The organism is Pragia fontium (assembly GCF_900638655.1).
Taxonomy (GTDB): Bacteria; Pseudomonadota; Gammaproteobacteria; order Enterobacterales; family Enterobacteriaceae; genus Pragia; species Pragia fontium.
In genome coordinates this window covers 3061828-3086765 of sequence record NZ_LR134531.1, presented here as the reverse complement: position 1 = coordinate 3086765, position 24938 = coordinate 3061828, and the positions used below count along the sequence as shown (strand labels likewise).

Annotated in this window: 21 protein-coding genes; all 21 read left to right on the top strand. The window is 46.4% G+C overall.

All coding sequences use genetic code 11. The features are described from left to right. Positions 1-176: 176 nt before the first annotated feature. The 21 genes from EL341_RS13420 to hutG all read left to right on the top strand — a co-directional run bounded on the left by EL341_RS13420 (position 177) and on the right by hutG (position 24918). Positions 177-1100, top strand: coding sequence for an aspartate carbamoyltransferase catalytic subunit (locus tag EL341_RS13420; protein ID WP_047781784.1), 924 nt, complete (start codon positions 177-179; stop codon positions 1098-1100). Beyond that, positions 1100-2401 carry a dihydroorotase gene (locus tag EL341_RS13415; protein ID WP_126468010.1) on the top strand — a complete coding sequence of 434 codons (1302 nt, stop codon included), beginning with the start codon at positions 1100-1102 and terminating at the stop codon, positions 2399-2401. Before EL341_RS13420 ends, EL341_RS13415 begins: the two co-directional genes overlap by 1 nt. Before the next feature lie 313 nt (positions 2402-2714). Continuing rightward, on the top strand, positions 2715-3440 hold the full coding sequence (gene rpsB, locus EL341_RS13410) for a 30S ribosomal protein S2 (protein ID WP_047781782.1): 726 nt from the start codon (positions 2715-2717) through the stop codon (positions 3438-3440). A gap of 132 nt (positions 3441-3572) precedes the next feature. After that, positions 3573-4427 (top strand): translation elongation factor Ts, encoded by an 855-nt coding sequence (gene tsf / locus EL341_RS13405; RefSeq protein WP_114986972.1) that lies wholly within the window; start codon positions 3573-3575, stop codon positions 4425-4427. 96 nt (positions 4428-4523) lie between these two features. Beyond that, positions 4524-5258, top strand: coding sequence for a UMP kinase (gene pyrH, locus EL341_RS13400; protein WP_047781780.1), 735 nt, complete (start codon positions 4524-4526; stop codon positions 5256-5258). A gap of 144 nt (positions 5259-5402) precedes the next feature. Beyond that, complete coding sequence (frr, locus tag EL341_RS13395) at positions 5403-5960, top strand: ribosome recycling factor (protein WP_047781779.1); 558 nt, start codon at positions 5403-5405, stop codon at positions 5958-5960. A 221-nt stretch (positions 5961-6181) separates the two neighbouring features. Then, entirely contained in the window at positions 6182-7378 is a 1197-nt protein-coding gene (gene ispC / locus EL341_RS13390; RefSeq protein WP_074821991.1) for a 1-deoxy-D-xylulose-5-phosphate reductoisomerase, read from the top strand. A 219-nt stretch (positions 7379-7597) separates the two neighbouring features. Then, positions 7598-8356: a (2E,6E)-farnesyl-diphosphate-specific ditrans,polycis-undecaprenyl-diphosphate synthase gene (gene ispU / locus EL341_RS13385; RefSeq protein ID WP_047781777.1), complete on the top strand. Its 759-nt coding sequence runs from the start codon at positions 7598-7600 to the stop codon at positions 8354-8356. A 9-nt stretch (positions 8357-8365) separates the two neighbouring features. Continuing rightward, positions 8366-9217 (top strand): phosphatidate cytidylyltransferase, encoded by an 852-nt coding sequence (gene cdsA / locus EL341_RS13380; RefSeq protein WP_126468008.1) that lies wholly within the window; start codon positions 8366-8368, stop codon positions 9215-9217. A gap of 25 nt (positions 9218-9242) precedes the next feature. Next, positions 9243-10598, top strand: a complete 1356-nt coding sequence (gene rseP, locus EL341_RS13375; protein WP_047781775.1) for a sigma E protease regulator RseP — start codon at positions 9243-9245, stop codon at positions 10596-10598. A 31-nt stretch (positions 10599-10629) separates the two neighbouring features. After that, positions 10630-13014: an outer membrane protein assembly factor BamA gene (gene bamA, locus EL341_RS13370; RefSeq protein ID WP_126468006.1), complete on the top strand. Its 2385-nt coding sequence runs from the start codon at positions 10630-10632 to the stop codon at positions 13012-13014. A 70-nt stretch (positions 13015-13084) separates the two neighbouring features. Further along, positions 13085-13570 carry an OmpH family outer membrane protein gene (locus EL341_RS13365; protein WP_047781773.1) on the top strand — a complete coding sequence of 162 codons (486 nt, stop codon included), beginning with the start codon at positions 13085-13087 and terminating at the stop codon, positions 13568-13570. Positions 13571-13573: 3 nt separating this feature from the next. Continuing rightward, entirely contained in the window at positions 13574-14599 is a 1026-nt protein-coding gene (gene lpxD / locus EL341_RS13360) for a UDP-3-O-(3-hydroxymyristoyl)glucosamine N-acyltransferase (protein ID WP_047781772.1), read from the top strand. A 137-nt stretch (positions 14600-14736) separates the two neighbouring features. Then, positions 14737-15192 (top strand): 3-hydroxyacyl-ACP dehydratase FabZ, encoded by a 456-nt coding sequence (gene fabZ / locus EL341_RS13355; RefSeq protein ID WP_047781771.1) that lies wholly within the window; start codon positions 14737-14739, stop codon positions 15190-15192. A 4-nt stretch (positions 15193-15196) separates the two neighbouring features. Beyond that, positions 15197-15985: an acyl-ACP--UDP-N-acetylglucosamine O-acyltransferase gene (gene lpxA / locus EL341_RS13350; protein WP_047781770.1), complete on the top strand. Its 789-nt coding sequence runs from the start codon at positions 15197-15199 to the stop codon at positions 15983-15985. Between the two features lie 3 nt (positions 15986-15988). Further along, the gene (gene lpxB / locus EL341_RS13345) at positions 15989-17173 is read left to right on the top strand and encodes a lipid-A-disaccharide synthase (protein WP_074821996.1); all 1185 of its coding nucleotides are present in this window, start codon (positions 15989-15991) and stop codon (positions 17171-17173) included. A 17-nt stretch (positions 17174-17190) separates the two neighbouring features. Then, entirely contained in the window at positions 17191-17787 is a 597-nt protein-coding gene (gene rnhB, locus EL341_RS13340) for a ribonuclease HII (RefSeq protein ID WP_074822069.1), read from the top strand. A 56-nt stretch (positions 17788-17843) separates the two neighbouring features. Further along, entirely contained in the window at positions 17844-21326 is a 3483-nt protein-coding gene (gene dnaE, locus EL341_RS13335; protein WP_074821999.1) for a DNA polymerase III subunit alpha, read from the top strand. Between the two features lie 12 nt (positions 21327-21338). Further along, entirely contained in the window at positions 21339-22298 is a 960-nt protein-coding gene (gene accA, locus EL341_RS13330; protein WP_074822002.1) for an acetyl-CoA carboxylase carboxyl transferase subunit alpha, read from the top strand. A 404-nt stretch (positions 22299-22702) separates the two neighbouring features. Then, positions 22703-23947, top strand: coding sequence for an imidazolonepropionase (hutI, locus tag EL341_RS13325; protein WP_126468004.1), 1245 nt, complete (start codon positions 22703-22705; stop codon positions 23945-23947). Positions 23948-23949: 2 nt separating this feature from the next. Then, the gene (hutG, locus tag EL341_RS13320) at positions 23950-24918 is read left to right on the top strand and encodes a formimidoylglutamase (protein ID WP_047781765.1); all 969 of its coding nucleotides are present in this window, start codon (positions 23950-23952) and stop codon (positions 24916-24918) included. Positions 24919-24938 lie beyond the last annotated feature (20 nt).

Sequence of the window (24938 nt, the reverse complement as noted above, 5' to 3'; positions counted from 1 at the left end):
GTTGTCGAGTGTTAAATGAAGACGTTATCCACAACCACTTAACATAAACAGGTTAAGCAGGATGAGAGTTCACATAGTCTATAAGGTTGATATCAACCCCTAATTATAACACCTTCGGGTATTTAATTAGGGTTTTTTTTTGTCTAAATTTCATCAACAGAGGAGCGAAAAATATAATGCGAGGCCAACACATTTTAGGGTTGGAGCACATGTCGGTAGCGAATATCGAATGTGTGTTGAATACTGCGGATGAAATGAAAAAAGTGACTAAACAAGATATAAAAAAATTGTCAACTTTACGTGGAAAAGCAATCGTTAACGTCTTCTTTGAAAATAGCACCAGAACCCGTTCTTCTTTCGAATTGGCCGGAAAATATCTGGGCGCCGATGTGATTAATATCGCCGCTTCTACTTCCAGTGTTGCTAAGGGGGAGAGTCTTAGGGATACCCTGCTAACCGTGCAAGCGATGGGCGTGGATGCCATTGTGATGCGTCATAGTGCAGAAGGCGCCGCTCAGTATGCGACTCGCTACGTTAAGGCAACGGTGATTAACGCAGGTGATGGGGCGCATGAACACCCGACTCAAGGGTTGTTGGACCTGCTCACAATTCGCCAGCGTTGTGGTGCCATTGCCGGTAAGAAAGTGGCGATTATTGGGGACATTTTGCATAGCCGGGTCGCGCGCTCAAATATCTGGGGATTGTTAAAAATGGGCGCTGAAGTTCATCTGGGCGGACCAAAAACCCTGATTCCGAAAGAGATGATTGATATGGGCGTGACTATCCATAATCGGGTTGAGGATGCCATTGCCGACGCGGATGTAGTGAACGTGCTGCGTATTCAGCTTGAACGTCAGAAAAAAGGTTTGTTTCCTACCGCGCGCGAATATGCCCGCATTTTTGGTATCAATGATGAACGCTTGAAGCTGGCTAAAGACAATGTGCTGGTGATGCATCCTGGCCCTATGAACCGCGGTCTGGAAATTTCACCGGATGTGGCATACGGACGCTTCTCAGCCATTGAAGAGCAGGTGAATAACGGTGTAGCAGTAAGAATGGCGATTTTATCTTTAACTTTAGCTGATGGGGTACAAGCATAATGGCACAGTGGTTAATTAAAAATGGGCACTTGATCGATCCGGCTAATAGTTTAGATGACATTCTTGATATTCGTATCGTTGATGGCAAAGTGGCGAACGTTGGCAAGTCCTTGACCGCTGAAGCCAGCGATGAAATTGTTGATGCCAGCGGGTTGATTGTTAGCCCCGGGTTTATTGATATCCACTGTCACCTGCGTGAACCCGGACAAGAAGCGAAAGAAGACCTATTGACCGGTACCGCCTCTGCCGCAGCCGGTGGCTTCACCACCATTTTAACCATGGCTAATACTCGTCCGGTTATCGATCAAGCGATTATCGTTGCCGGTATGAAACATAAAACTCAGACTGATTCAGTGGTACGGGTTGAAATTACCGGCGCGGTGACTAAAGGTCTGGAAGGTAAAGAACTCGCGGAAATCGGCGATATGGCTGAGGCCGGTGCTAAAGCTTTCTCCGACGACGGTTATTATGTCAGTGATGGGCGCTTGATGCGTACGGCGCTGGAATACGCCAGTATGTTTAATCTACCGGTGATTTCTCACTCGGAAGATTGCTGTTTGGTGGCCGATGGTGTGATGCATGAAGGATGTGTCTCAGCCAAGCTAGGCTTAAAAGGTCGCCCGGCAGAAGCAGAAAACATTGCGGTTTCTCGCGAGTTGATGCTGGCTGAAATGACCGGTGGTCACGTGCATATTGCGCACGTGAGTAGCAAAGGTGCGGTAAAGCTGATTCGTGAAGCCAAAGCGAAAGGCATTAAAGTGACTGCCGAAGTGACCCCTCACCATCTGTGTCTGGTGGATAAAACCATTGAATCTTTTGATTCGGCATTCAAAGTTAACCCTCCGTTGCGAACCAATGAGCATATCGTTGCGCTACTGGAAGGCTTGAAAGATGGAACGCTGGACGCTATTGCTACCGACCACGCCCCACATGCTTATGAAGAAAAAGACTGTGAGTTTAATGAAGCACCCTGTGGTTTTGCCGGCTTCGAGACGGCATTCAGCGTGTTACATAGCCAGTTAGTAAAAAATGGCGAATGGACGGTGCAGGAACTGATTCAGAAAATGACGGCAGGGCCGGCTGCGGCCTTTGACTGGAAAGATCGCGGCCATCTTAGCGTTGGTGGCTTGGCCGACTTAGTATTGATTGACCCGACAAGAGAGTGGATTGTTGACCCGCAAAATATGCTAACTCGCGGAAAATCCTGTCCGTTTACCGGCATGGAAATGGTCGGTCAGGTGGTACGCACGATGGTTGATGGCAAATGGGTGTATCAGGACGGGAAAATCATTCGTCATTAAGCCAGAATTAAGGGACAATAATCAGACACCATCTCGCGGGTTTGCAGCGGGATGGTGTACTATTTTACGCTTATCCATAGTAATTAGTGGCATTGCCTACGACTTTTATGGTATAAAGCGCGCCGGAAATCCGCTCTATTTTCAGTAGCAATATTGCAAACCAGATGACGAGATTTTCACTTAAACATTAATCAACGTTATAACACACACGTATCGACACATACGGCGGGGTGCTCTGGAGCTTTATTGCTTTGGGGTCGGCGTTATGGGATACGTGGAGGCATAACCCCAAACTTTACTCATAGAGGTAATAATGGCAACTGTATCAATGCGCGATATGCTCAAGGCTGGCGTACACTTTGGTCACCAGACTCGTTACTGGAACCCAAAAATGAAACCTTTCATCTTTGGTGCTCGTAACAAAGTTCATATCATCAACCTTGAAAAAACTGTACCTATGTTTAACGAAGCTCTGGCTGAGTTAGGCAAGATCGCGTCTCACAAAGGCAAAATCTTGTTTGTGGGTACTAAACGCGCTGCATCCGAGCCAGTAAAAGAAGCTGCAAAGAGCTGCAACCAATTCTACGTTAACCATCGCTGGTTAGGTGGTATGCTGACTAACTGGAAAACCGTTCGTCAGTCAATCAAACGTTTGAAAGAATTAGAAGTCCAGGCACAAGATGGTACTTTCGAAAAGCTGACCAAGAAAGAAGCGCTGATGCGTTCTCGTGAAATGGATAAGCTGGAGAATAGCCTGGGTGGTATCAAAGACATGGGCGGCCTGCCTGATGCAATCTTCGTTATCGATGCCGATCACGAACACATTGCTATCAAAGAAGCAAACAACCTGGGTATCCCTGTATTTGCTGTTGTTGATACTAACTCTGATCCGGACGGTGTTGATTTCGTTATCCCTGGTAACGACGATGCTATCCGTGCAGTACAACTGTACCTTGGCGCTGTTGCTGCAACCGTACGTGAAGGTCGTTCAGATCAAGGCGTTCAGGCTGTAGAAGAAAGCTTCATCGAAGCAGAGTAATAAGGCGTGCTCCATTAGAGAGCCCTTATTAACCAGGTATTAGATATGTTGGTTAGGGGGCCTTTACAGGCTCCCTTTTTGCTTGTTTATACAACAAAGAACATCCGACAGGAATAACCGAGGATAAAGATAATGGCTGAAATTACCGCAGCTCTAGTAAAAGAACTTCGCGATCGTACCGCTGCTGGTATGATGGAATGTAAAAAAGCGCTGGTTGAAGCGAATGGCGATATCGAGCTGGCTATCGATAACATGCGTAAATCTGGTCAGGCGAAAGCAGCGAAGAAAGCAGGTCGTGTTGCTGCTGAAGGCGTTATCCTGACTAAAATTGCTGCTGACGGCAAACGTGGCGTTATTCTGGAAGCTAACTGCGAAACTGACTTCGTTGCTAAAGATGCTGGTTTCCTGGATTTCGCTAATGCCGCTATCGATGCTGCACTGGCTGAAAACATCAGCGATATCGAAGTATTAAAAGCTAAATTTGAAGAACAGCGTACTACGCTGGTAGCGAAAATTGGTGAAAACATCAACCTTCGCCGCGTTGTTATCGTTGAAGGTGAAAGACTGGGCGCTTACATGCACGGTGCTCGTATTGGTGTTCTGGTTTCTGCAACCGGTACAACTGATGATGAGCTGGTTAAGCATGTTGCTATGCACATTGCCGCAAGCAAGCCTGAGTTTGTTTCTCCAGACGACGTTCCTGCTGAAGTGGTAACTCGTGAGCATGAAATCCAGATCGACATTGCAATGCAATCTGGTAAGCCACGTGAAATCGCTGAGAAAATGGTTGAAGGTCGTATGCGTAAGTTCACCGGTGAGATCTCTCTGACTGGTCAGGCTTTCGTTATGGATCCAAGCAAAACCGTTGGCGATCTGCTGAAAGAGAAGAAAGCTGGCGTTGCACAGTTCATCCGTTTCGAAGTGGGTGAAGGTATCGAAAAAGTAGAAGTAGACTTTGCAGCTGAAGTTGCTGCGATGACTAAGTAAGCTTAGCTTGATAAATAAAGACGGATCGATCTGAATATCGGTCCGTTTTTTTAGAATAAATCGAATATGATAAATAGCCGACTAGGAAACAAGACGATGGCGACCAATGCAAAACCCGTATATCAGAAAATCCTGCTTAAATTAAGTGGTGAAGCCTTGCAAGGCTCCGAAGGTTTCGGCATCGATGCCAGCGTACTGGATCGTATGGCTCAGGAAATTAAAGAGTTGGTTGAGCTGGGCATTCAGGTCGGTGTAGTTATTGGCGGTGGCAATTTATTCCGTGGAGCCGGTCTGGCTAAAGCCGGTATGAACCGCGTAGTGGGCGACCACATGGGGATGTTGGCTACCGTAATGAACGGTCTGGCAATGCGTGATGCGCTACATCGTGCCTATGTGAACGCTCGTCTGATGTCAGCTATTCCGTTGAATGGCGTATGTGACGACTACAGTTGGGCTGAAGCTATTAGTTTATTACGCCATGGCCGAGTGGTTATCTTCTCTGCCGGTACCGGTAATCCATTTTTTACTACCGATTCTGCAGCCTGTCTGCGCGGTATTGAAATTGAGGCCGACGTTGTTTTAAAAGCCACTAAAGTGGATGGCGTATTCTCTGATGATCCAGTAAAAAATCCTGATGCAGTGCTTTATGATACATTGAGCTATCAGGACGTATTAGAGCGTGAACTGAAAGTGATGGATCTGGCGGCATTTACTTTGGCCCGCGACCATAATTTACCGATTCGCGTATTTAATATGAATAAGCCTGGAGCCTTGCGCCGTGTGGTGATGGGTGAAGCGGAAGGGACTTTAATCTCTAAGCCGGCTGAATAAATCAGCGCATTAGCCTGATAAAGGCTTATAGTATGTCATTCTTCAGACTGAAGAGTGACACTGAAGCGAAACGGAAATATCCCGATTAACGGGTTATGCACTTTGCGTGACCCACCATATTACTTGTATTGAAAGGTTAGCAACGTGATCAACGAAATCAGACAAGATGCTCAGTCACGCATGGAAAAGTGCGTTGAAATTTTTAAAACACACATCAGCAAAATTCGTACTGGCCGCGCTCATCCAAGCATACTTGATGGTGTTCAGGTTGAATATTATGGTTCAGCAACCCCTTTACGCCAGTTGGCCAACGTCGTAGTTGAAGATTCTCGTACTTTAGCTATTTCGGTATTTGACCGCAGTTTGGGCCCGGCAGTTGAAAAAGCGATTATGTCCGCAGACTTGGGCTTAAACCCATCCTCTGCTGGTAGCGTGATCCGCGTTCCACTTCCTGCGTTGACGGAAGAGCGTCGTAAAGATTTGACTAAAGTAGTGCGCAACGAAGCTGAGCAGGGTCGGGTTTCTATCCGCAACGTGCGTCGTGATGCTAACGATAAAGTGAAGGCACTGCTGAAAGATAAAGAAATTGGCGAAGATGATGAACGTAAATCTCAGGATGATATCCAGAAGCTGACTGATATCTATATCAAAAAAGTGGATGAAGCATTAACTGAGAAAGAAGCCGAGCTAATGGCTTTCTAATTTATGTTTCATTAAAAAGCCCGGTAACTGCTATCAGTACCGGGCTTTTTGCTTTTTTATCGTTTGAATTCTTTCAGGTAATCGATAGCTTAATCATCGCTTGAACAGTTAAATAGTGATTTCCCTACCATGAAAAGAGTAATATGGGCGGCATTCATTTCTGTAGTCTATCTGTTACAGAAAGCGCGCATTTATCTTGTCGGTGATAAGAAGTTAATCTAATGAAAAAAATAACAATTCTTGGCTCTACTGGTTCGATTGGGCATAGCACGTTAGCCGTGGTACGGGAAAATCCCGAGTTGTTTACGGTATTTGCTTTAGTTGCGGGCTGTAATGTTGAGGTTATGGCGCAGCAGTGTCGTGAGTTTAAGCCGAAATACGTTGCGATGGCGAATGAAGCTTCGGCACAGGCATTGCGCGAGATTTTAACGTCCGAAGGATTGGCGACCGAAGTGATTAGCGGTCCTGATGCCGCGGCGGATTTAGCTTCGGCTGATGAGGTTGATCAGGTTATGGCGGCGATTGTTGGCGCTGCTGGCCTGTCGTCTACACTGGCAGCCATCAAGGCGGGTAAACAGGTATTATTAGCCAATAAAGAGTCTTTGGTAACCTGTGGCCAGTTGTTTATGGATGCTGTTACGCAATATGGTGCTCAGCTGTTACCTATCGACAGTGAACATAATGCGATTTTTCAGAGTATGCCTGAAGCGGTTCAACGAGAGTTGGGATCCGCGTCGCTGAAAGAAAACGGTATTACCAGCATCATATTAACCGGGTCTGGCGGTCCTTTCCGTACCACTGATGTTGGGCTATTAAAAGATATGACGCCGGATCAGGCCTGTGCTCATCCGAACTGGTCGATGGGGCGCAAAATCTCGGTGGATTCAGCCACCATGATGAACAAGGGGCTGGAATATATTGAAGCCCGATGGCTATTTAATGCCGCAGCAGAACAGATAGAAGTGCTGATTCATCCACAATCGGTGATTCATTCGATGGTGCGTTATCATGATGGTAGCGTGATCGCTCAGTTAGGGACGCCTGATATGCGAACGCCGATATCGCATGCCATGGCTTATCCAAAACGCGTTCCATCTGGCGTTAGCCACCTTGATTTTACACGTATTAGCGGCTTGACCTTTGAACATCCTGATTTTGACCGCTATCCTTGTCTAAAGCTGGCGATTGAGGCCAGTAAAGCCGGGCAGGCAGCAACAACCACGCTTAATGCGGCGAATGAATGCGTTGTCGGTGCTTTTTTACAGCATCAAATTACTTTTACCGATATTGCTGCTATCAATAATCAAGTGATGGAACAGCTGAATTTTGCGGAACCTAAAAGCATTGATGAGGTCTTGTATATAGATTCTTGGGCCAGAGGCTGTGCTGAAAAAATCATTACCTCATGGAATGATTAACAATGGTTGATTTGTTCCGTTAATTGCAAAATGATATAGTCTGCCTAGTTATACGGTTTAAACTATCTGAACGATGGATTTTGGATATGGATTTTAGAGATAGAAAAGCGCGTTAACGAGCTGGTTTTCAGGCCGTGCCGAGTTCACGGCTTTTTTACGTGAGAAAAACATCAGACTCTTACGGTTGTTCTATTTTTAGCTGAGGAATTCTAATAAGTTATGTCGCCCGCTAAACAGCAAGTGAATAACCCTAAAACATCTGTCCCTCGTCATGTCGCTATTATTATGGATGGCAATGGGCGTTGGGCAAAACAACTAGGTAAATTGAGAATCTTTGGTCACCAGGAAGGTGCAAAAGCTGTGCGTCGGGCTGTACGTTTTGCCGTTAATCATAATATTGAAGCGCTGACGCTATATGCATTCAGCAGTGAAAACTGGAATCGTCCCGCTCAGGAAGTGACTGCACTGATGGAGCTTTTTGTCAGGGCGTTGGATAAAGAGGCAGGGAGCCTGCATAAAAATAATGTTCGCTTAAGAATTATTGGCGATACTCAACGCTTCAGTGAGCGTTTGCAGGCCAGAATCCAGCGGGCAGAATCGTTAACAGAGGCCAATACCGGGCTAACATTAAATATTGCGGCTAACTATGGCGGGCGTTGGGATATAACCCAGGCCTTCCAACAGATTGCTTTGCAGGTTAAAAATGGTCTGGTAGAACCCGATGAAATTGATGAACAGATGGTGAGTCAGCGCATTAATTTATGCGATCTTTCTCCAGTAGATTTAGTGATCAGGACCGGGGGAGAGCATCGCATAAGCAATTTCCTACTGTGGCAAATTGCTTATGCTGAACTGTATTTTACCGAAGTACTATGGCCTGATTTTGATGAACTTGTTTTTGAAGGTGCGCTTAATGTATTTGCACAACGCGAACGCCGTTTTGGTGGGACTGAACCCGCGAGTATTAATGAACTTTAGGAGCCTCTCGTGTTAAAGTCACGCGTCATCACTGCTTTAATTCTTATTCCTTTGGTGATTGCAGCGTTGTTTATGCTGCCGCCATTGCCTTTCGCTATCATGATTATTGCCGTGTGTATGCTGGCAGCATGGGAGTGGGGTCAGTTAGCTGGCTTGAATTCAGCTTCTCAACGAATTACGTTAGCTATCGTTTGTGGCGCGGCGCTTGCGGCGCTTTACTGGCCAATCTATACCTCTTCATTACCACTCTTGGCCCATCCTGTTGTGACTGGCTTTTTGTTGGCGGCTTTAGGGTGGTGGTGTTTGGCATTGCTGCTGGTTCTGTTCTATCCGACATCTGCCCGACTCTGGAAGCACTCTTATCTTTTACGTTTAATGTTTGGCGTATTAACCATAATTCCATTTTTTTGGGGAATGTTAGCACTGCGTCAATATGGTTTTCAGGAAAATAACTATACTGGTGCCTGGTGGTTATTATACGTGATGTTCTTGGTGTGGGGAGCTGACTCCGGCGCTTACGCCTTTGGCCGACTATTGGGTAAGCATAAATTAGCACCAAAAGTTTCGCCGGGGAAAACGTTGGAAGGATTAGTGGGCGGTTTAGCCACTTCAGCTTTGATTGCATGGCTTTTCAGTTTATATGTACCGTTACATATTTCTTTGAATACCTTACTGATTTGTTCAGGATTGGCTGTGCTGGCATCGGTACTGGGCGATTTGACCGAAAGTATGTTTAAGCGTGAAGCGGGCATTAAAGATAGCGGTCATCTGATTCCGGGGCATGGTGGTGTACTTGACCGAATTGATAGTTTGACTGCCGCCGTGCCGGTTTTTGCATGTTTGGTTTTTCTGGTTTTTTAAGGGTTAGACGGAATATCTATCGCCTATGAATATTGTTGGAACTGTAGCCGCATTTATTGTCGCACTGGGAATTTTAGTTACCGTTCATGAGTTCGGTCATTTCTGGGTTGCGCGTCGTTGTGGGGTAAAGGTTATCCGTTTCTCTATCGGCTTTGGTAAAGCGATTTGGCGACGTACGGATAAAAAAGGGACAGAATACGTTATCGCGATGATTCCCCTTGGCGGCTATGTAAAAATGCTTGATGAACGGGTCGAAGAGGTAGAGCCTCAGCACCGTAATCAGGCTTTTAATAACAAAACTGTGTGCCAAAGGGCCGCCATTATTGCCGCCGGACCGTTAGCTAACTTTATTTTTGCTGTTTTTGCTTATTGGTTAGTGTTTATTATGGGCGTGCCAAGTGTGCGTCCGGTGATTGGTGATATCGAACCACAATCTATTGCTGCACAAGCGAATATTTCTCCGGGAATGGAACTAAAATCTGTTGCCGGTATCGAAACGCCTGATTGGGATTCAGTTCGTTTGGCGCTAATTGGCCAAATTGGTGAGAAACAGATGGAAGTCACCGTTGCGCCTTTTGGGACTTCTTTAATTCAGACTAAGACGCTGAATACAACGGATTGGAAATTTGATCCGGAAAAACAGGATCCTATTAGAACATTAGGTTTTATTCCGAAGCTGCCTCAGATAGAGCCAGTGCTGGACGTTGTCCAGCCGAATTCAGCAGCGGAGAAGGCTGGGTTACAAGCAGGCGATCGGCTGTTAACCGTAAGTGGTAAGCCGTTCGGGCAATGGATTGACTTTGTAAAGTTAGTCACTAATAGCCCGAATATTCCGATAGAATTAGTGATTGAAAGAGGTGGTGTAAACCACTCTTTAGTTCTGACGCCTGAGGTGAAGTCCTCCGGCGGTGAACAAAAAGGTTTCGCAGGGATATCTCCAAGAGTGATACCGCTGCCTGATGAGTATAAAATAACCCGTCAATACAATGTATTTACGGCAATCTATCAGGCGGGCGATAAAACGTGGCAATTAACCGTATTAACGGTCAAAATGCTAGGCAAACTGGTAACGGGCGAGGTTCAGTTAAAGAATCTTAGCGGTCCGATATCGATAGCTCAAGGTGCAGGTGTTTCAGCAGGATACGGCTTGGTTTATTACCTCATGTTTTTAGCGCTTATTAGCGTGAACTTAGGCATAATCAATCTGTTTCCTCTTCCGGTATTGGACGGAGGGCATCTTGTGTTTTTAGCAATAGAAAAGATAACAGGTAAACCGGTATCTGAGAGAGTTCAGGACTACAGTTATCGTGTTGGGGCAATCTTATTGGTACTGTTGATGGGACTTGCACTTTTCAATGATTTCTCGCGCTTTTACGGCTAGAGAATTTGGTTAGGATGAACAGATTAAAACGATGGCGATAAAAAAGTTGCTTCTAGCGTCGCTGCTGTTTGGCAGCGCCACCGCATACGGTGCCGATGGGTTTGTTGTTAAAGACATTCGCTTCGAAGGATTACAGCGCGTTGCTACAGGGGCCGCATTGTTGAATATGCCTGTCCGTGTTGGCGATACAATCAACGAGAATGACATCGGGAATACTATCCGAGCCTTATTCGCCTCCGGAAACTTTGAGGATGTAAGAGTATTGCGTGATAACAATACTCTGATCGTTCAAGTCAAAGAACGGCCGACGATAGCCAGTGTCACTTTCTCCGGTAATAAATCGGTGAAAGATGACATGCTTAAGCAGAATCTTGAGTCTTCTGGTGTTCGTGTGGGCGAAGCCCTGGATAGAACCACCATTAGTTCGATGGAAAAGGGTCTGGAAGACTTTTACTACAGCGTAGGTAAATATAACGCTTCAGTAAAAGCTGTGGTGACGCCACTTCCACGTAACCGTGTCGATTTAAAATTGGTTTTCTCTGAAGGTCAGTCAGCGACTATTCAACAAATTAACATTGTTGGTAATAACGCTTTCACCACAGAAGAGCTAGTTAGTCGCTTCCAACTACGGGATCAAGTACCGTGGTGGAACTTCATCGGCGATCGTAACTATCAGAAACAAAAATTATCTGGTGACCTTGAGGCGCTGCGCAGTTTCTATTTGGATCGCGGTTATGCCCGTTTCAGCCTTGATTCGACCAACATCAGTCTGACGCCGGATAAGAAAAGTATTTATATCACCATTAACCTTACCGAAGGCAAGCAATATAAGCTGTCTGGCGTAGAGGTGAAAGGTAATCTGGCTGGTCGTGCCGCAGAGATTGAAGATCTGGCTAAAATCACCCCGGGCGAGCTGTATAACGGCAGCAAGGTGACTCAGATTGAAGATAACATCAAGAAGCTGTTGGGTAACTATGGCTATGCTTACCCGCGCGTAGCGACACAGCCTGAAATTAACGATCGCGATCAAACCGTTAAACTACATATTAGTGTTGATGCCGGTAACCGTTTCTACGTTCGTCGAATTCGCTTCGAAGGTAACGATGTCAGTAAAGATTCCGTTCTGCGCCGTGAAATGCGCCAAATGGAAGGGGCATGGTTAGGTAACGATCTGGTAGAGAAAGGTAAAGAGCGTTTGAACCGTCTGGGTTACTTTGAAACCGTTGACGTTGAAACCGAACGCGTACCAGGTATGCCCGATCAGGTTGATATCGTTTATAAAGTGAAAGAGCGAAATACCGGGACCTTTAACTTCGGTGTTGGTTACGGTACGGAAAGTGGCGTGAGTTTCCAGGTTGGTCTGCAACAGGACAACTGGATGGGAACCGGTAAGAGCGTTGGTATCAGCGGTACTAAAAATGATTACCGTACCTATGTTGAATTGTCGGTGACTGAACCTTACTTTACCGTAGACGGTGTTAGCCTAGGCGGCCGCGTTTTCTTTGATAAATTTAACGCAGACGATGCCGATTTATCAGACTATAGTAAGAGTAGCTATGGTGTTGGTACGACCTTAGGGTTCCCAATTAATGAGAATAATGCATTACGCTTTGGTCTGGATTACGTTAATAACGATTTATCAGAGATGCGTCCTCAAGTCGCAATGTGGCGTTATCTTGAATCAGTTGGCGAAACACCAAGATACTCTGGTGAAAAAGCAGATTATAAAGCTAATGACTTCTTCTTCACCGCTGGCTGGAACTATAACAGTCTGAACCGTGGTTACTTCCCGACTTCCGGTAGCCGTGCAGGTCTGAATGGTAAAGTCACCATTCCAGGTTCCGACAATGAATACTATAAACTGACGTTTGACAGTGCTTCGTATTATCCAATTGACCGTGATGATAAGTGGGTTCTGTTAGGTCGTTTACGTGCAGGTTATGGTGATGGTCTGGGCGGCAAAGAGATGCCGTTCTACGATAACTTCTATGCAGGTGGTTCCGGTACCGTTCGTGGTTTCCGCTCCAATAACATTGGTCCTAAAGCGGTATATTTTACTGACTGTAGTCAGCGTGGCGGAACGTGTAATCCATCAAGTGATGCAGTTGGTGGTAATGCTATGGGCGTGGCTAGCGCAGAGTTTATTTTCCCAACGCCGTTTGTGGATGATAAATATGCTAACTCACTGCGTACCTCTGTATTCTTTGATGCGGGTACCGTTTGGGATACCAACTGGAAGAGTATCAATGGTGTTCCTGACTACGGTGATCCAAGTAATATCCGTACTTCTGCGGGTGTGGCGTTACAGTGGATGTCTCCACTGGGGCCGCTGGTCTTCTCCTATGCTAACCCATTAGAGAAGTATGAAGGCGATAAGTCAGAACAGTTCCAGTTTAACATTGGTACCACCTGGTAACGGTTTTGAATTAGTAGGTAGTAACAAACAATGAGTTTAACTCAATAGCAATTATAGTAAGGGGTTCAAATTGAAAAAGTGGTTATGTGCTGCAGGTCTAGGTTTAGCTATGGTTGCTGCTGCGGGAGTTCAAGCGGCCGATAAAATTGCTGTTGTTGATGTGATGAGCATTTTGCAAAAAATGCCAGAGCGTGAAACGATTGCTAAGCAATTAGAAACCGAGTTTAAATCTCGCGCGACAGCTTTACAGAAAGAAGAAAAAGCGGCTCAGGATAAAGTGAAGAAACTGCAAACCAGCGGTGCTTCAATGAAAGCTGCCGATCGTACTAAGATTGAGAACGATATCAAAGCATTTCAGCAAAAGGCTGCTGCCTTTACGCAGGATAGCCGTCGTCGTGAAGCTGAAGAAATGAATAAGTTAGTCGCTAAAGTTCAAAGCGCAGTGAAAACTGTAGCGGAAAAAGAAGGCTATGCGGTCGTTGTTAAAGCAGATGCAGCTTTCTATGCAAATGCTGAAAATGACATCACCGAGAAAGTTCTGACGCAGGTAAAATAAGTGATGCACTCCATGCGTTTAGCTGATTTAGCAGAACATTTGGGGGCAGAAGTGCACGGTGATGGCGATATCGTCATCACCGGTGTTGCGTCAATGACGTCTGCTGGTAAAGGACAAATTACTTTCTTGTCCAATAGCCGCTATCAGGAACAGCTTTTAACCTGTGAGGCGAGCGCCGTCGTATTGACTGAGGAAAACCTTCCTTTCTGTTCGCATTTAGCTGCATTAGTCGTAAAGAATCCTTACCTGAGTTATGCTCGTATGGCTCAGTTGCTTGATACTACGCCGTCTCCGGCGCAGGATATTGCACCATCAGCGGTTATCGCTGAAAATGCCAGGTTAGGACAGAATGTTTCCATTGGTGCTAACGCAGTGATTGAGACTGGTGTCGAATTAGGTGACAATGTGGTTATTGGTGCCGGATGTTTTATCGGTAAAAATACCCGTATTGGTGCTGGTACTCGCCTGTGGGCCAATGTCACTGTGTATCATGAAGTGATGATCGGTTCTCAGTGTCTTGTTCAGTCCGGAACGGTCATTGGTGCCGATGGTTTTGGCTATGCCAACGAACGTGGAAACTGGATCAAGATCCCTCAGTTAGGGACCGTCAGAATTGGCGATAATGTTGAAATCGGTGCCTGTACCACTATTGACCGTGGTGCGCTGGATGATACTGTTATCGGCAATGGTGTGATCATTGATAACCAATGCCAGATTGCGCATAACGTCATAATTGGCGACAATACAGCCGTCGCCGGCGGTGTTATTATGGCGGGCAGTCTGAAAATCGGTAAATATTGCCAGATTGGTGGTGCCAGCGTTATTAATGGTCATATGGAAATTTGCGATCAGGCTGTGGTAACTGGAATGGGAATGGTGATGCGTCCTATCACTGAACCAGGAATTTATTCTTCAGGTATTCCACTTCAAAGCAATAAAGAATGGCGTAAAACCGCTGCTCTGGTGTTAAATATTGACCAAATGAGTAAGCGTCTAAAAGCCGTAGAACGAAAAGTTGATGGAAAATAGCTGATATAAGTTAAAACCAACAGTCGTTAACCCATTAATTTTATTATTTTATGCACGGCCTGTCTTTGTCATGTTATGACCAAAACAGGCCGTGTTGTTGATACCATCAGTTTGGTTTAAAAGACAGGAAGAGTATTTTGACTACTGACAATCGTACTCTGGATATCGAAGAGATTCTGAGTTTACTACCTCATCGCTATCCATTTTTGCTCGTGGATCGGGTGTTAGATTTCGACAAAGGAAAATTCTTAAAAGCGGTTAAGAATGTTTCATTCAATGAGCCTTTCTTTCAGGGGCACTTCCCGGGTAAACCTATTTTCCCTGGTGTGTTGATTTTGGAAGCAATGGCGCAGGCCACCGGCATTTTGGCATTTAAAAGCTTGGGTCGTTTAGAGCCGGGTGAACTGTATTACTTTGCTGCTGTTGATAATGCTCGCTTTAAGCGTCCTGTTTTACCTGGGGATCAATTGATTCTTGAGGTTGAATTTATTAAAGAGCGCCGTGGCGTTGCTCGCTTCCGTGGCGTTGCTAAAGTGGACGGTGAGATTGCATGTGAAGCCGATATGATGTGTGCTCGTCGCCGGGAGTCCTAATACTGTGATTGATAACACCGCCTTTATTCACCCGACTTCTATTGTAGAAGAGGGTGCGGTTATCGGTGCCAATGTTCATATTGGCCCGTTCTGCTGGATTGGAGCTCAGGTTGAAATTGGCCCAGGAACTTCGATCAAGTCTCATGTTGTGATTAATGGCGTTACCAAAATTGGTGCTGATAATGAAATTTATCAGTTTTCCTCTATTGGTGAAGCCAATCAGGACTTGAAATATGCCGGTGAGCCTACCCGAGTAGAGATTGGCGATCGCAACCGTATTCGCGAAAGCGTAACTATCCATCGTGGAACCGTACAAGGCGGTAACCTGACTAAGATCGGCAATGACAACCTGTTAATGATTAATGCCCATATTGCGCATGATTGTATAATTGGTAATCGCTGTATTTTAGCCAATAATGCCACCTTGGGCGGTCACGTTGAAGTAGACGACTTTGCGATTATTGGTGGTATGACGGCGGTGCATCAGTTCTGCGTTATTGGAGCTCATGTTATGGTCGGCGGTTGTTCTGGCGTCGCCCAAGATGTGCCTCCTTATGTGATTGCTCAAGGTAACCATGCGACACCATTTGGCGTTAATATTGAAGGTTTGAAACGTCGTGGTTTTGAGAAAGATGCCCTGCACGCTATTCGCAATGCCTATAAGCTACTCTATCGCAGCGGTAAGACGCTGGATGAAGTGAAGCCGGAAATTGAAGCGTTGGCAAAAGAACAACCGGCCGTTCAGGCATTTGTTGATTTCTTTAGTCGCTCAACACGCGGCCTTATTCGTTAAGTTATGCAGGCGCGCGAGCTCACGATAGGATTAGTCGCCGGAGAAACCTCCGGCGATATTTTAGGTGCTGGCCTGATCCGCTCATTAAAAGCCATTGTTCCTAATGCCCGCTTTGTTGGTGTTGCTGGTCCATTAATGCAGGCCGAAGGCTGTGAAGCCTGGTTTGAAATGGAAGAGCTGGCGGTGATGGGGGTGGTGGAAGTGCTTGAGCGCTTACCTCGCCTGCTAAAAATTCGTAAACAGCTGACCCAACGCTTTAGCGAACTTAAACCGGATGTGTTTGTTGGCATTGATGCGCCTGATTTTAATATCACCCTTGAAGGGCGTTTAAAGCAGCGCGGTATTAAAACCATTCATTACGTTAGCCCCTCAGTTTGGGCGTGGCGTCAAAATCGAATATTTAAGATTGGCCGTTCAACCAATCTTGTTTTGGCTTTCCTGCCGTTTGAAAAAGCATTTTACGATCGTTTTCAGGTTCCCTGCCGCTTTGTCGGCCATACTATGGCAGATGCTATACCGCTGGTGCCCGATCGTCAGGCGGCCAGAAATCGGTTAGGTATTGCTGAGAATGTTCATTGTCTGGCGATGTTACCCGGCAGCCGTAATGCGGAAGTTGAAATGCTCAGCGCTGACTTTCTGAAAACAGCAATAAAACTGCGGGAAACTTACCCCGAGTTAGAAGTTTTAGTGCCGTTGGTTAATGCTAAAAGGCGCGAACAGTTTGAACGTATTAAAGCGGAAGTGGCCCCGGATCTGCCGGTTCATCTATTGGATGGTCAGGGCAGAGAGGCCATGATTGCCAGCGATGCTGCATTATTAGCTTCAGGCACCGCTGCACTGGAATGTATGTTAGCTAAATGTCCGATGGTTGTCGGTTATCGGATGAAGCCTTTTACTTTCTGGCTGGCTAAGCGTTTAATCAAAACACCTTATGTATCGTTACCGAACTTATTGGCTGGTCGTGAGTTAGTGCCTGAATTACTTCAGGATGACTGTACGCCGGACAAACTTGCGACTGCATTAAAGCCTTTATTAAATAATGAAAATAATCATACCCGGGTTTTGAAGCAAACATTTAGCGAACTGCACCAGAGTATTCGCTGTGATGCCGATCGTCAGGCGGCGCAGGCAGTGCTTGAGTTAGCTGGTTATTACCAGCCTGTAGATACGCTGAATAAGGACGGTTAACTGTGGTAAAAACTCTGATAGTGGAACCGTTTGTCTATCCTGTCGCCAGCTGTATTGCTGGCGTTGATGAGGTTGGTCGGGGGCCGTTAGTCGGCGCGGTTGTTACCGCCGCCGTTATTCTGGATCCCAGCAATCCTATTGTTGGTTTGGCTGATTCTAAAAAGCTCAGTGAAAAAAAGCGTCTCGCGCTGTATGACGAAATTAAAGAAAAAGCGCTAAGCTGGAGTTTAGGCCGGGCAGAACCGGAAGAGATCGACCGGCTAAATATTTTGCATGCCACTATGTTGGCCATGCAAAGGGCGGTAGCCGGGTTAAGTATTCAGCCGGATATGGTATTGATTGATGGTAACCGTTGTCCCAAGCTGCCGATGAAATCGTTGGCGGTAGTAAAAGGCGATAGCCGAGTGGCCGAGATTAGTGCGGCATCTATATTGGCGAAGGTGACTCGCGATCGAGAAATGGAAGAACTGGATTTGCTCTTCCCGCAATATGGATTTGCCCAGCATAAAGGGTATCCTACGGCTCTCCATCTGGAGAAGTTATCAGAGCATGGTGCGACGGAGCACTATCGCCGGAGTTTTGCCCCAGTAAGGCGAGCTTTGGGAATAGCGTAGTTTCCGCGTATATTATAGCTCTGACAATATTTGTAATCTGATAGCTGGTATTTTATATGGCTGAACCTCGTTTTATTCACCTGCGTATCCATAGTGACTACTCCATGATTGATGGATTAGCCAAGGTGGGGCCGTTGGTTAAAAAGGTTGCCGAGCTGGGAATGCCGGCGATGGCAATTACGGACTTTACCAACCTTTGTGGGCTGGTGAAGTTCTATGGTTCAGCACATGGAGCTGGCATTAAGCCGATTATCGGTGCTGATTTCCGCGTACAGAGCGAACTGTTCGCCGATGAACTTTCCGAATTGACGGTATTAGCCGCCAATAATGAAGGTTATCAGAATTTGACCCTGTTGATTTCTCGTGCCTATCAGCGTGGTTATGTGCAGGGCGGACCGGTTATTGATAAAGACTGGTTGGTTGAGCATAAAAATGGGCTTATTTTGCTTTCTGGTGCTCGTTTCGGTGACGTGGGTCAGTCATTATTGCGTGGCAATCAACAGTTGGTTGATGAGTGCGTTAAGTTTTACCGTGAGCATTTTCCCGATAGTTACTATCTGGAACTGGTCAGAACCGGGCGTGATGAAGAAGAAATTTATCTTCATGCTGCTATTGAACTGGCAACGCGTGCCGGCCTACCGGTTGTCGCATCCAACGATGTTAAATTTATTAATGCGACTGATTTTGACGCCCATGAAATTCGGGTAGCGATTCATGACGGCTTTACGCTGGACGATCCTAAGCGACCGAAAAAATATAGCGCTCAGCAATATCTACGCAGTGAAGAGGAGATGTGCGAGCTCTTCTCCGATATTCCAGAAGCGTTAATTAATAGCGTAGAAATTGCTAAACGTTGTAACGTGACGATTCGTCTGGGTGAGTATTTCCTGCCGCAATTCCCGACGGGTGAAATGTCCACCGAGGACTTTTTGGTTGCCCGATCTAAAGAGGGGCTAGAAAAACGTCTGGCTTTCTTGTATCCGGATCCGGAAGTTCGAGTGCAAAAGCGTCCTGAGTATGACGAACGCTTGGATGTTGAGCTTCAGGTAATTAACCAGATGGGATTTCCTGGCTACTTCCTGATCGTTATGGAATTTATCCAATGGTCGAAAGATAACGATGTACCGGTTGGTCCGGGGCGTGGTTCAGGTGCGGGGTCACTCGTGGCCTATGCGTTAGGTATTACCGATCTTGATCCGTTGGAATTTGACCTGCTGTTTGAACGTTTCCTCAACCCTGAACGTGTCTCGATGCCCGACTTTGACGTTGACTTCTGTATGGAGAAACGCGACCGGGTAATTGATCACGTTTCTGAAATGTATGGTCGGGATGCGGTATCGCAAATTATCACCTTTGGTACCATGGCGGCTAAAGCGGTTATCCGTGATGTGGGTCGGGTACTGGGTCACCCTTACGGTTTCGTCGATCGTATTTCTAAACTGATCCCTATGGATCCGGGAATGACGCTGGAGAAAGCGTTTGCGGCTGAACCACAGCTTCCTGAACTGTATGATGCGGATGAAGAGGTTAAGGCGCTGATTGATATGGCGCGCCAGCTTGAAGGCGTGACTCGTAACGCCGGTAAACACGCCGGTGGTGTGGTTATCTCGCCAACCAAAATAACTGATTTTGCTCCGTTGTACTGTGACCCAGAAGGACAGTTTCCGGTTACCCAGTTTGACAAGAATGACGTGGAATATGCCGGACTGGTGAAGTTCGACTTCCTCGGCTTGCGTACGCTGACCATCATCGACTGGGCATTGGCAATGATTAATGCCCGGCGAGCTAAATCAGGTCAGGAACCGATAGATATTGCAGCCATTCCTCTGCAAGATCAGAAAAGTTTCGACATGCTACAGCGTTCAGAAACGACGGCGGTATTCCAGCTTGAATCCCGAGGCATGAAAGATTTGATCAAGCGCCTGAAGCCGGACTGCTTTGAAGATATGATCGCTCTGGTGGCGCTATTCCGCCCGGGGCCGCTGCAATCAGGCATGGTAGATAACTTTATTGACCGTAAACATGGTCGTGAAGCCATTTCTTATCCAGATATTCAGTGGCAGCATGAAACGTTAAAGCCAGTGCTTGAACCGACCTATGGCATCATCCTGTATCAGGAACAGGTAATGCAAATAGCCCAGGTTCTGGCTGGCTATACCTTGGGCGGTGCGGATATGCTGCGTCGTGCCATGGGTAAGAAAAAGCCAGAAGAGATGGCTAAGCAGCGCTCGGTGTTTAAAGAGGGCGCAGAACGAATGAAGGTCGACGGCGAGCTGTCGATGAAAATCTTTGACCTGGTAGAAAAATTTGCCGGTTATGGTTTTAACAAATCTCACTCTGCGGCTTATGCGTTGGTGTCTTACCAAACGCTTTGGCTTAAAGCGCACTATCCGGCTGAATTTATGGCGGCCGTGATGACCGCCGATATGGACAACACTGAAAAAGTAGTTGGTCTGGTGGATGAATGCCTGCGTATGGGGCTGAAAGTTTTACCACCGGATATCAACAGCGGCCTATATCATTTCCACGTCAATGATGAGGGTGAAATTGTTTATGGCATTGGTGCAATTAAAGGCGTTGGCGAAGGTCCAATAGAAGCTATAATTGAAGCACGTAATCAGGGTGGTTATTTTAAAGAGTTGTTTGACCTGTGCGCGCGTTCTGATATCAAGCGACTCAATAAGCGGGTATTAGAAAAACTGATTATGGCCGGCGCTTTTGATCGGCTGGGGCCGCACCGTGCTGCATTAATGCATTCACTGACGGAAGCCCTGAAAGCGGCGGATCAGCATGCGAAAGCGGAAGCCTTAGGTCAGGCAGATATGTTTGGTGTTCTGGCTGAAGAACCAGAGCATGTAGAGAAAGCTTATGCTAATGTAACGCCGTGGCCGGAGCAGGTGATTCTGGAAGGCGAGCGTGAAACGCTGGGCCTTTATCTTACCGGGCACCCGATTACACAATATTTGAAAGAGCTGGAACGCTACACCGGTGGAATTCGCCTGAAAGATATGCATCCTACCGAGCGGGGTAAAACCATTGTCGCGGTAGGTTTAGTGGTTGCTGCCAGAGTGATGACCACAAAACGTGGCAACAGAATTGGTATTTGTACGCTAGATGATCGTTCCGGTCGCCTTGAAGTCATGCTATTCTCTGAGGCACTTGAGAAATATCAGCACCTGTTAGAAAAAGATCGCGTCTTAATTGCTACTGGACAGGTCAGCTTTGATGATTTTAGCGGTGGACTTAAAATGATGGTCCGCGAATTAATGGACATCAGTGAAGCGCGGGAAAAATATGCTCGCGGCCTTGCCATCTCGTTAACGGACAGGCAAATTGATGACCAGCTTTTAAACCGTCTTCGTGAATCGTTGGAACCCCATCGATCGGGGACGATTCCAGTGCATCTGTATTACCAACGGGAAGATGCCCGGGCGCGGCTGAGGTTTGGTGCAGCATGGCGAGTAACGCCAACCGAACGTTTGCTGATAGACCTGAGAACCCTTGTTGGTAACTCGCAGGTAGAATTGGAATTTGACTAAAATAGGAATGTTATGAGTCTGAATTTTCTGGATTTTGAACAACCGATTGCTGAACTGGAAGCGAAAATAGATTCGCTGAAGGCAATCAGTCTTCAAGACGAAAAATTGGATATTAACCTTGATGAAGAGGTTAAGCGTCTGCATGAGAAGAGCCTTGAGCTAACGAATAAAATTTTCTCTGAACTGGGTTCATGGCAAATTGCTCAGTTGGCCCGCCACCCGCGCAGGCCTTACACTCTTGACTATATTGAGCATATCTTTACTGACTTTAATGAGTTAGCTGGAGATCGTGCCTATGCCGATGATAAAGCTATTGTTGGCGGTATGGCTCGTTTAGACGGGCGTCCGGTGATGATTATTGGTCATCAGAAAGGCCGTGAAACCAAAGAGAAGATTCGTCGTAACTTTGGTATGCCGGCACCGGAAGGCTATCGTAAGGCATTGCGTTTGATGGAAATGGCTGAGCGTTTTAACCTGCCAATTATCACCTTTATTGATACCCCGGGTGCTTACCCTGGTGTTGGTGCGGAAGAGCGCGGTCAGTCTGAAGCGATCGCCCGTAACCTGCGAGAAATGTCTCGTCTTAAGGTTCCGGTCATTTGTACCGTGATTGGTGAAGGTGGCTCCGGTGGCGCTTTAGCGATCGGTGTTGGTGATAAAGTGAATATGCTGCAATACAGCACCTATTCCGTTATTTCTCCTGAGGGATGCGCATCTATCCTATGGAAAAGTGCTGATAAAGCGCCTTTAGCTGCAGAAGCTATGGGAATCACGGCTCCTCGCTTGAAAGAACTTAAGTTGATTGACTCGGTGATTCCTGAACCTTTAGGCGGCGCTCACCGTAATCCTCAAGAAATGGCAGCGTCATTGAAAGCGAAGCTGGTTTCTGATTTATCTGAGTTGGATAAGTTGGATGTGACCGCGTTGCAAGATCGCCGTTATCAGCGCCTGATGAATTATGGCTACTGCTGATTGTTGATTGAGTTACATGAAAAACCCGCCGTTATTGGCGGGTTTTTTGTCAGTTAAGTTTAATGACAACGAAAGCTTCGTCCACTATTACTACAGAGAGTGAATTAACGTCGGTGCACTTCCACGCCTCGGCCATCATCCTTGATGGGCGTGCTTCCTCTTTCTATTGTCGGCTGAATTCCAGCGCTCAATAAAAGGGTAAAAGATAAGACCCACTCATCACATTTACTTAACTGATAGATGTCGGGTTTTTGGTTTTTTATCGCCGAGCTTTAACCATCTCTTTTTTATCTTTTCGTCACATTATTTGTTAACTCATCTACAATACTTTTAACAAAAAAGTTGACAATCAATATCCTTAAGCAAAGATGAGGGTACTTTTTAATCTTGGAAAGGACTAGGCCATGCAGATTGAAAGTAGTGACGTTATTTGGCGCAATGCCCGTTTAGCCACAATGGATCCTGCCCATATGCACGCATATGGACTACTGGAGCGGCATGATTTAGTCATCCGCGGCGATAAGATTTTAGCGGTAGTGCCTGAAGGCACTTTGCCTAACCATCAATGCAGAGTCATTGATGCCGAGAATAGGCTGATAACGCCTGGCTTAATTGATTGCCATACACACTTGGTTTTTGGTGGTAATCGGGCTTACGAATGGGAGCAGCGCCTTAACGGTGTTTCTTATGCTCAGATCAGCGCCCAAGGTGGCGGAATTAACTCTACGGTTGCCGCTACCCGAGCGAGCAGTATTGACTCGTTGTTACATCATGCTCAACAACGCTTAAATGCCCTGATAGCCGAGGGGGTAACCACCATAGAAATGAAGTCAGGTTATGGTTTAGATCTGGAGAGTGAAGAAAAAATCCTACAGGTCATTAAACAATTAAGCACTGACAACCTGATAGACGTTAGCGCGACTTTACTTGCCGCTCATACCACACCTAAAGAATATAAAGAAAACCCTGATGGTTATATTGATCTGATTTGTCGAGAGATTATGCCGATTCTGTGGCAGAAAGGGTTATTTGAAGCGGTAGACGTGTTTTGTGAAAACGTAGGGTTTACTTTAGCTCAAACCGAGCGCGTTTTTCAGGCAGCTCAATCATTAGGTATTCCGATTAAAGGTCATGTAGAACAGCTTTCTAACATGGGAGGCAGTGCATTAATTGCTCGCTATCATGGCTTATCTGCCGATCATATTGAATTTCTTGATCAACCAGGAATTGAAGCCCTGAGTAAACAGGATACGGTAGCGGTTTTGTTGCCGGGAGCATTCTATTTTTTACGGGAAACCCAGCGCCCTCCTGTGGATTTATTACGCCAGTTTAATGTGCCAATGGCGGTATCCACCGATTTTAATCCGGGCACCAGTCCTTTTGCCTCGTTAAGAATGGCGATGAATATGGCCTGTGTACAATTTGGTTTGACGCCGGAAGAAGCTTGGCTTGGGGTTACTCGACATGCTGCTCAGGCGTTGGGACGAGAACAGAGCCACGGGCAGTTGTCTGCCGGTTTCAAGGCTAATTTTATTGTGTGGGATGCGGTACATCCGGTCGATGTGTTTTATGAATTGGGGCATAACCCATTAGTTCATCGGGTATTTAACGGAAAAATCACTGATTCGTCTTCAAATACAAGAGGATAAAAATGTTAAACTGGCACGCAACTGACCAATCTATCTGGCAAGGACGCAATGATTTAGCTGAAGCAAGTAACGCACTGCGTATTTTCCAAACGTTAACCCAAAGCCAGCACTTTACCCCGGAAGCCTTTCCGGATGCGATTGCCTTGCTTGGCTTTCAGTGTGATGAAGGGGTTAAGCTGAATCAAGGGCGTGCCGGTGCGGAGCAGGGCCCGGATCACATACGGCGGGCGCTGGCTAATCTTGCCAGTCATGCAGGTCATGATAGGCTGGTCGATCTTGGCAATATTAGTGCGCAAAATATTTCGCTGGATGAAGCTCAACTGGCATTAAGTTCGGCGGTTAAAGCCTGTCAGGTTAAGCGAATGAGAACGCTGGTGTTTGGTGGTGGGCATGAAACGGCATTCGCCCATGGGCATGGGCTTTATCACGCCTTTCCTGAACACAATATTGGTATTATTAATTTTGATGCCCACCTCGACTTAAGAAGTTCACCTCGTGCAACATCAGGAACGCCATTTAGGCAGTTAGCCCAATATTGTCAGGACAATCAGCGCCCATTTAACTATACCTGTGTTGGAGCGAGTCTGGCTGCTAATACTCAGGCATTAGTGGATGAGGCTGAGCGTCTACAAGCCACGGTCATTTGGGATACTGAATGTGAAGAAGCTCGGATAGAGGCTCTTCATGCTCAAATACAGCAATCACTCGATCGGGTGGATAAAATTTACCTGACTATCGATCTTGATGTGTTACCCGCATGGCAAATGCCGGCGGTTTCTGCCCCTGCGCCACTGGGTATGCCAATAAATCTGCTGTTACAGTTGATTAAACCGATTTGCGAGAGTGGTAAATTGCAGGCAGCAGATTTGGTTGAGTTTAGCCCACCTTTTGATATTAATGGTCAGGGGGCTAAAGTTGCCGCTCGGTTAGCCTGGCAAATCGCGCACTGGTGGCGTCTGTCTGGTGAATAGAATTGTGGCTGATTGAGATA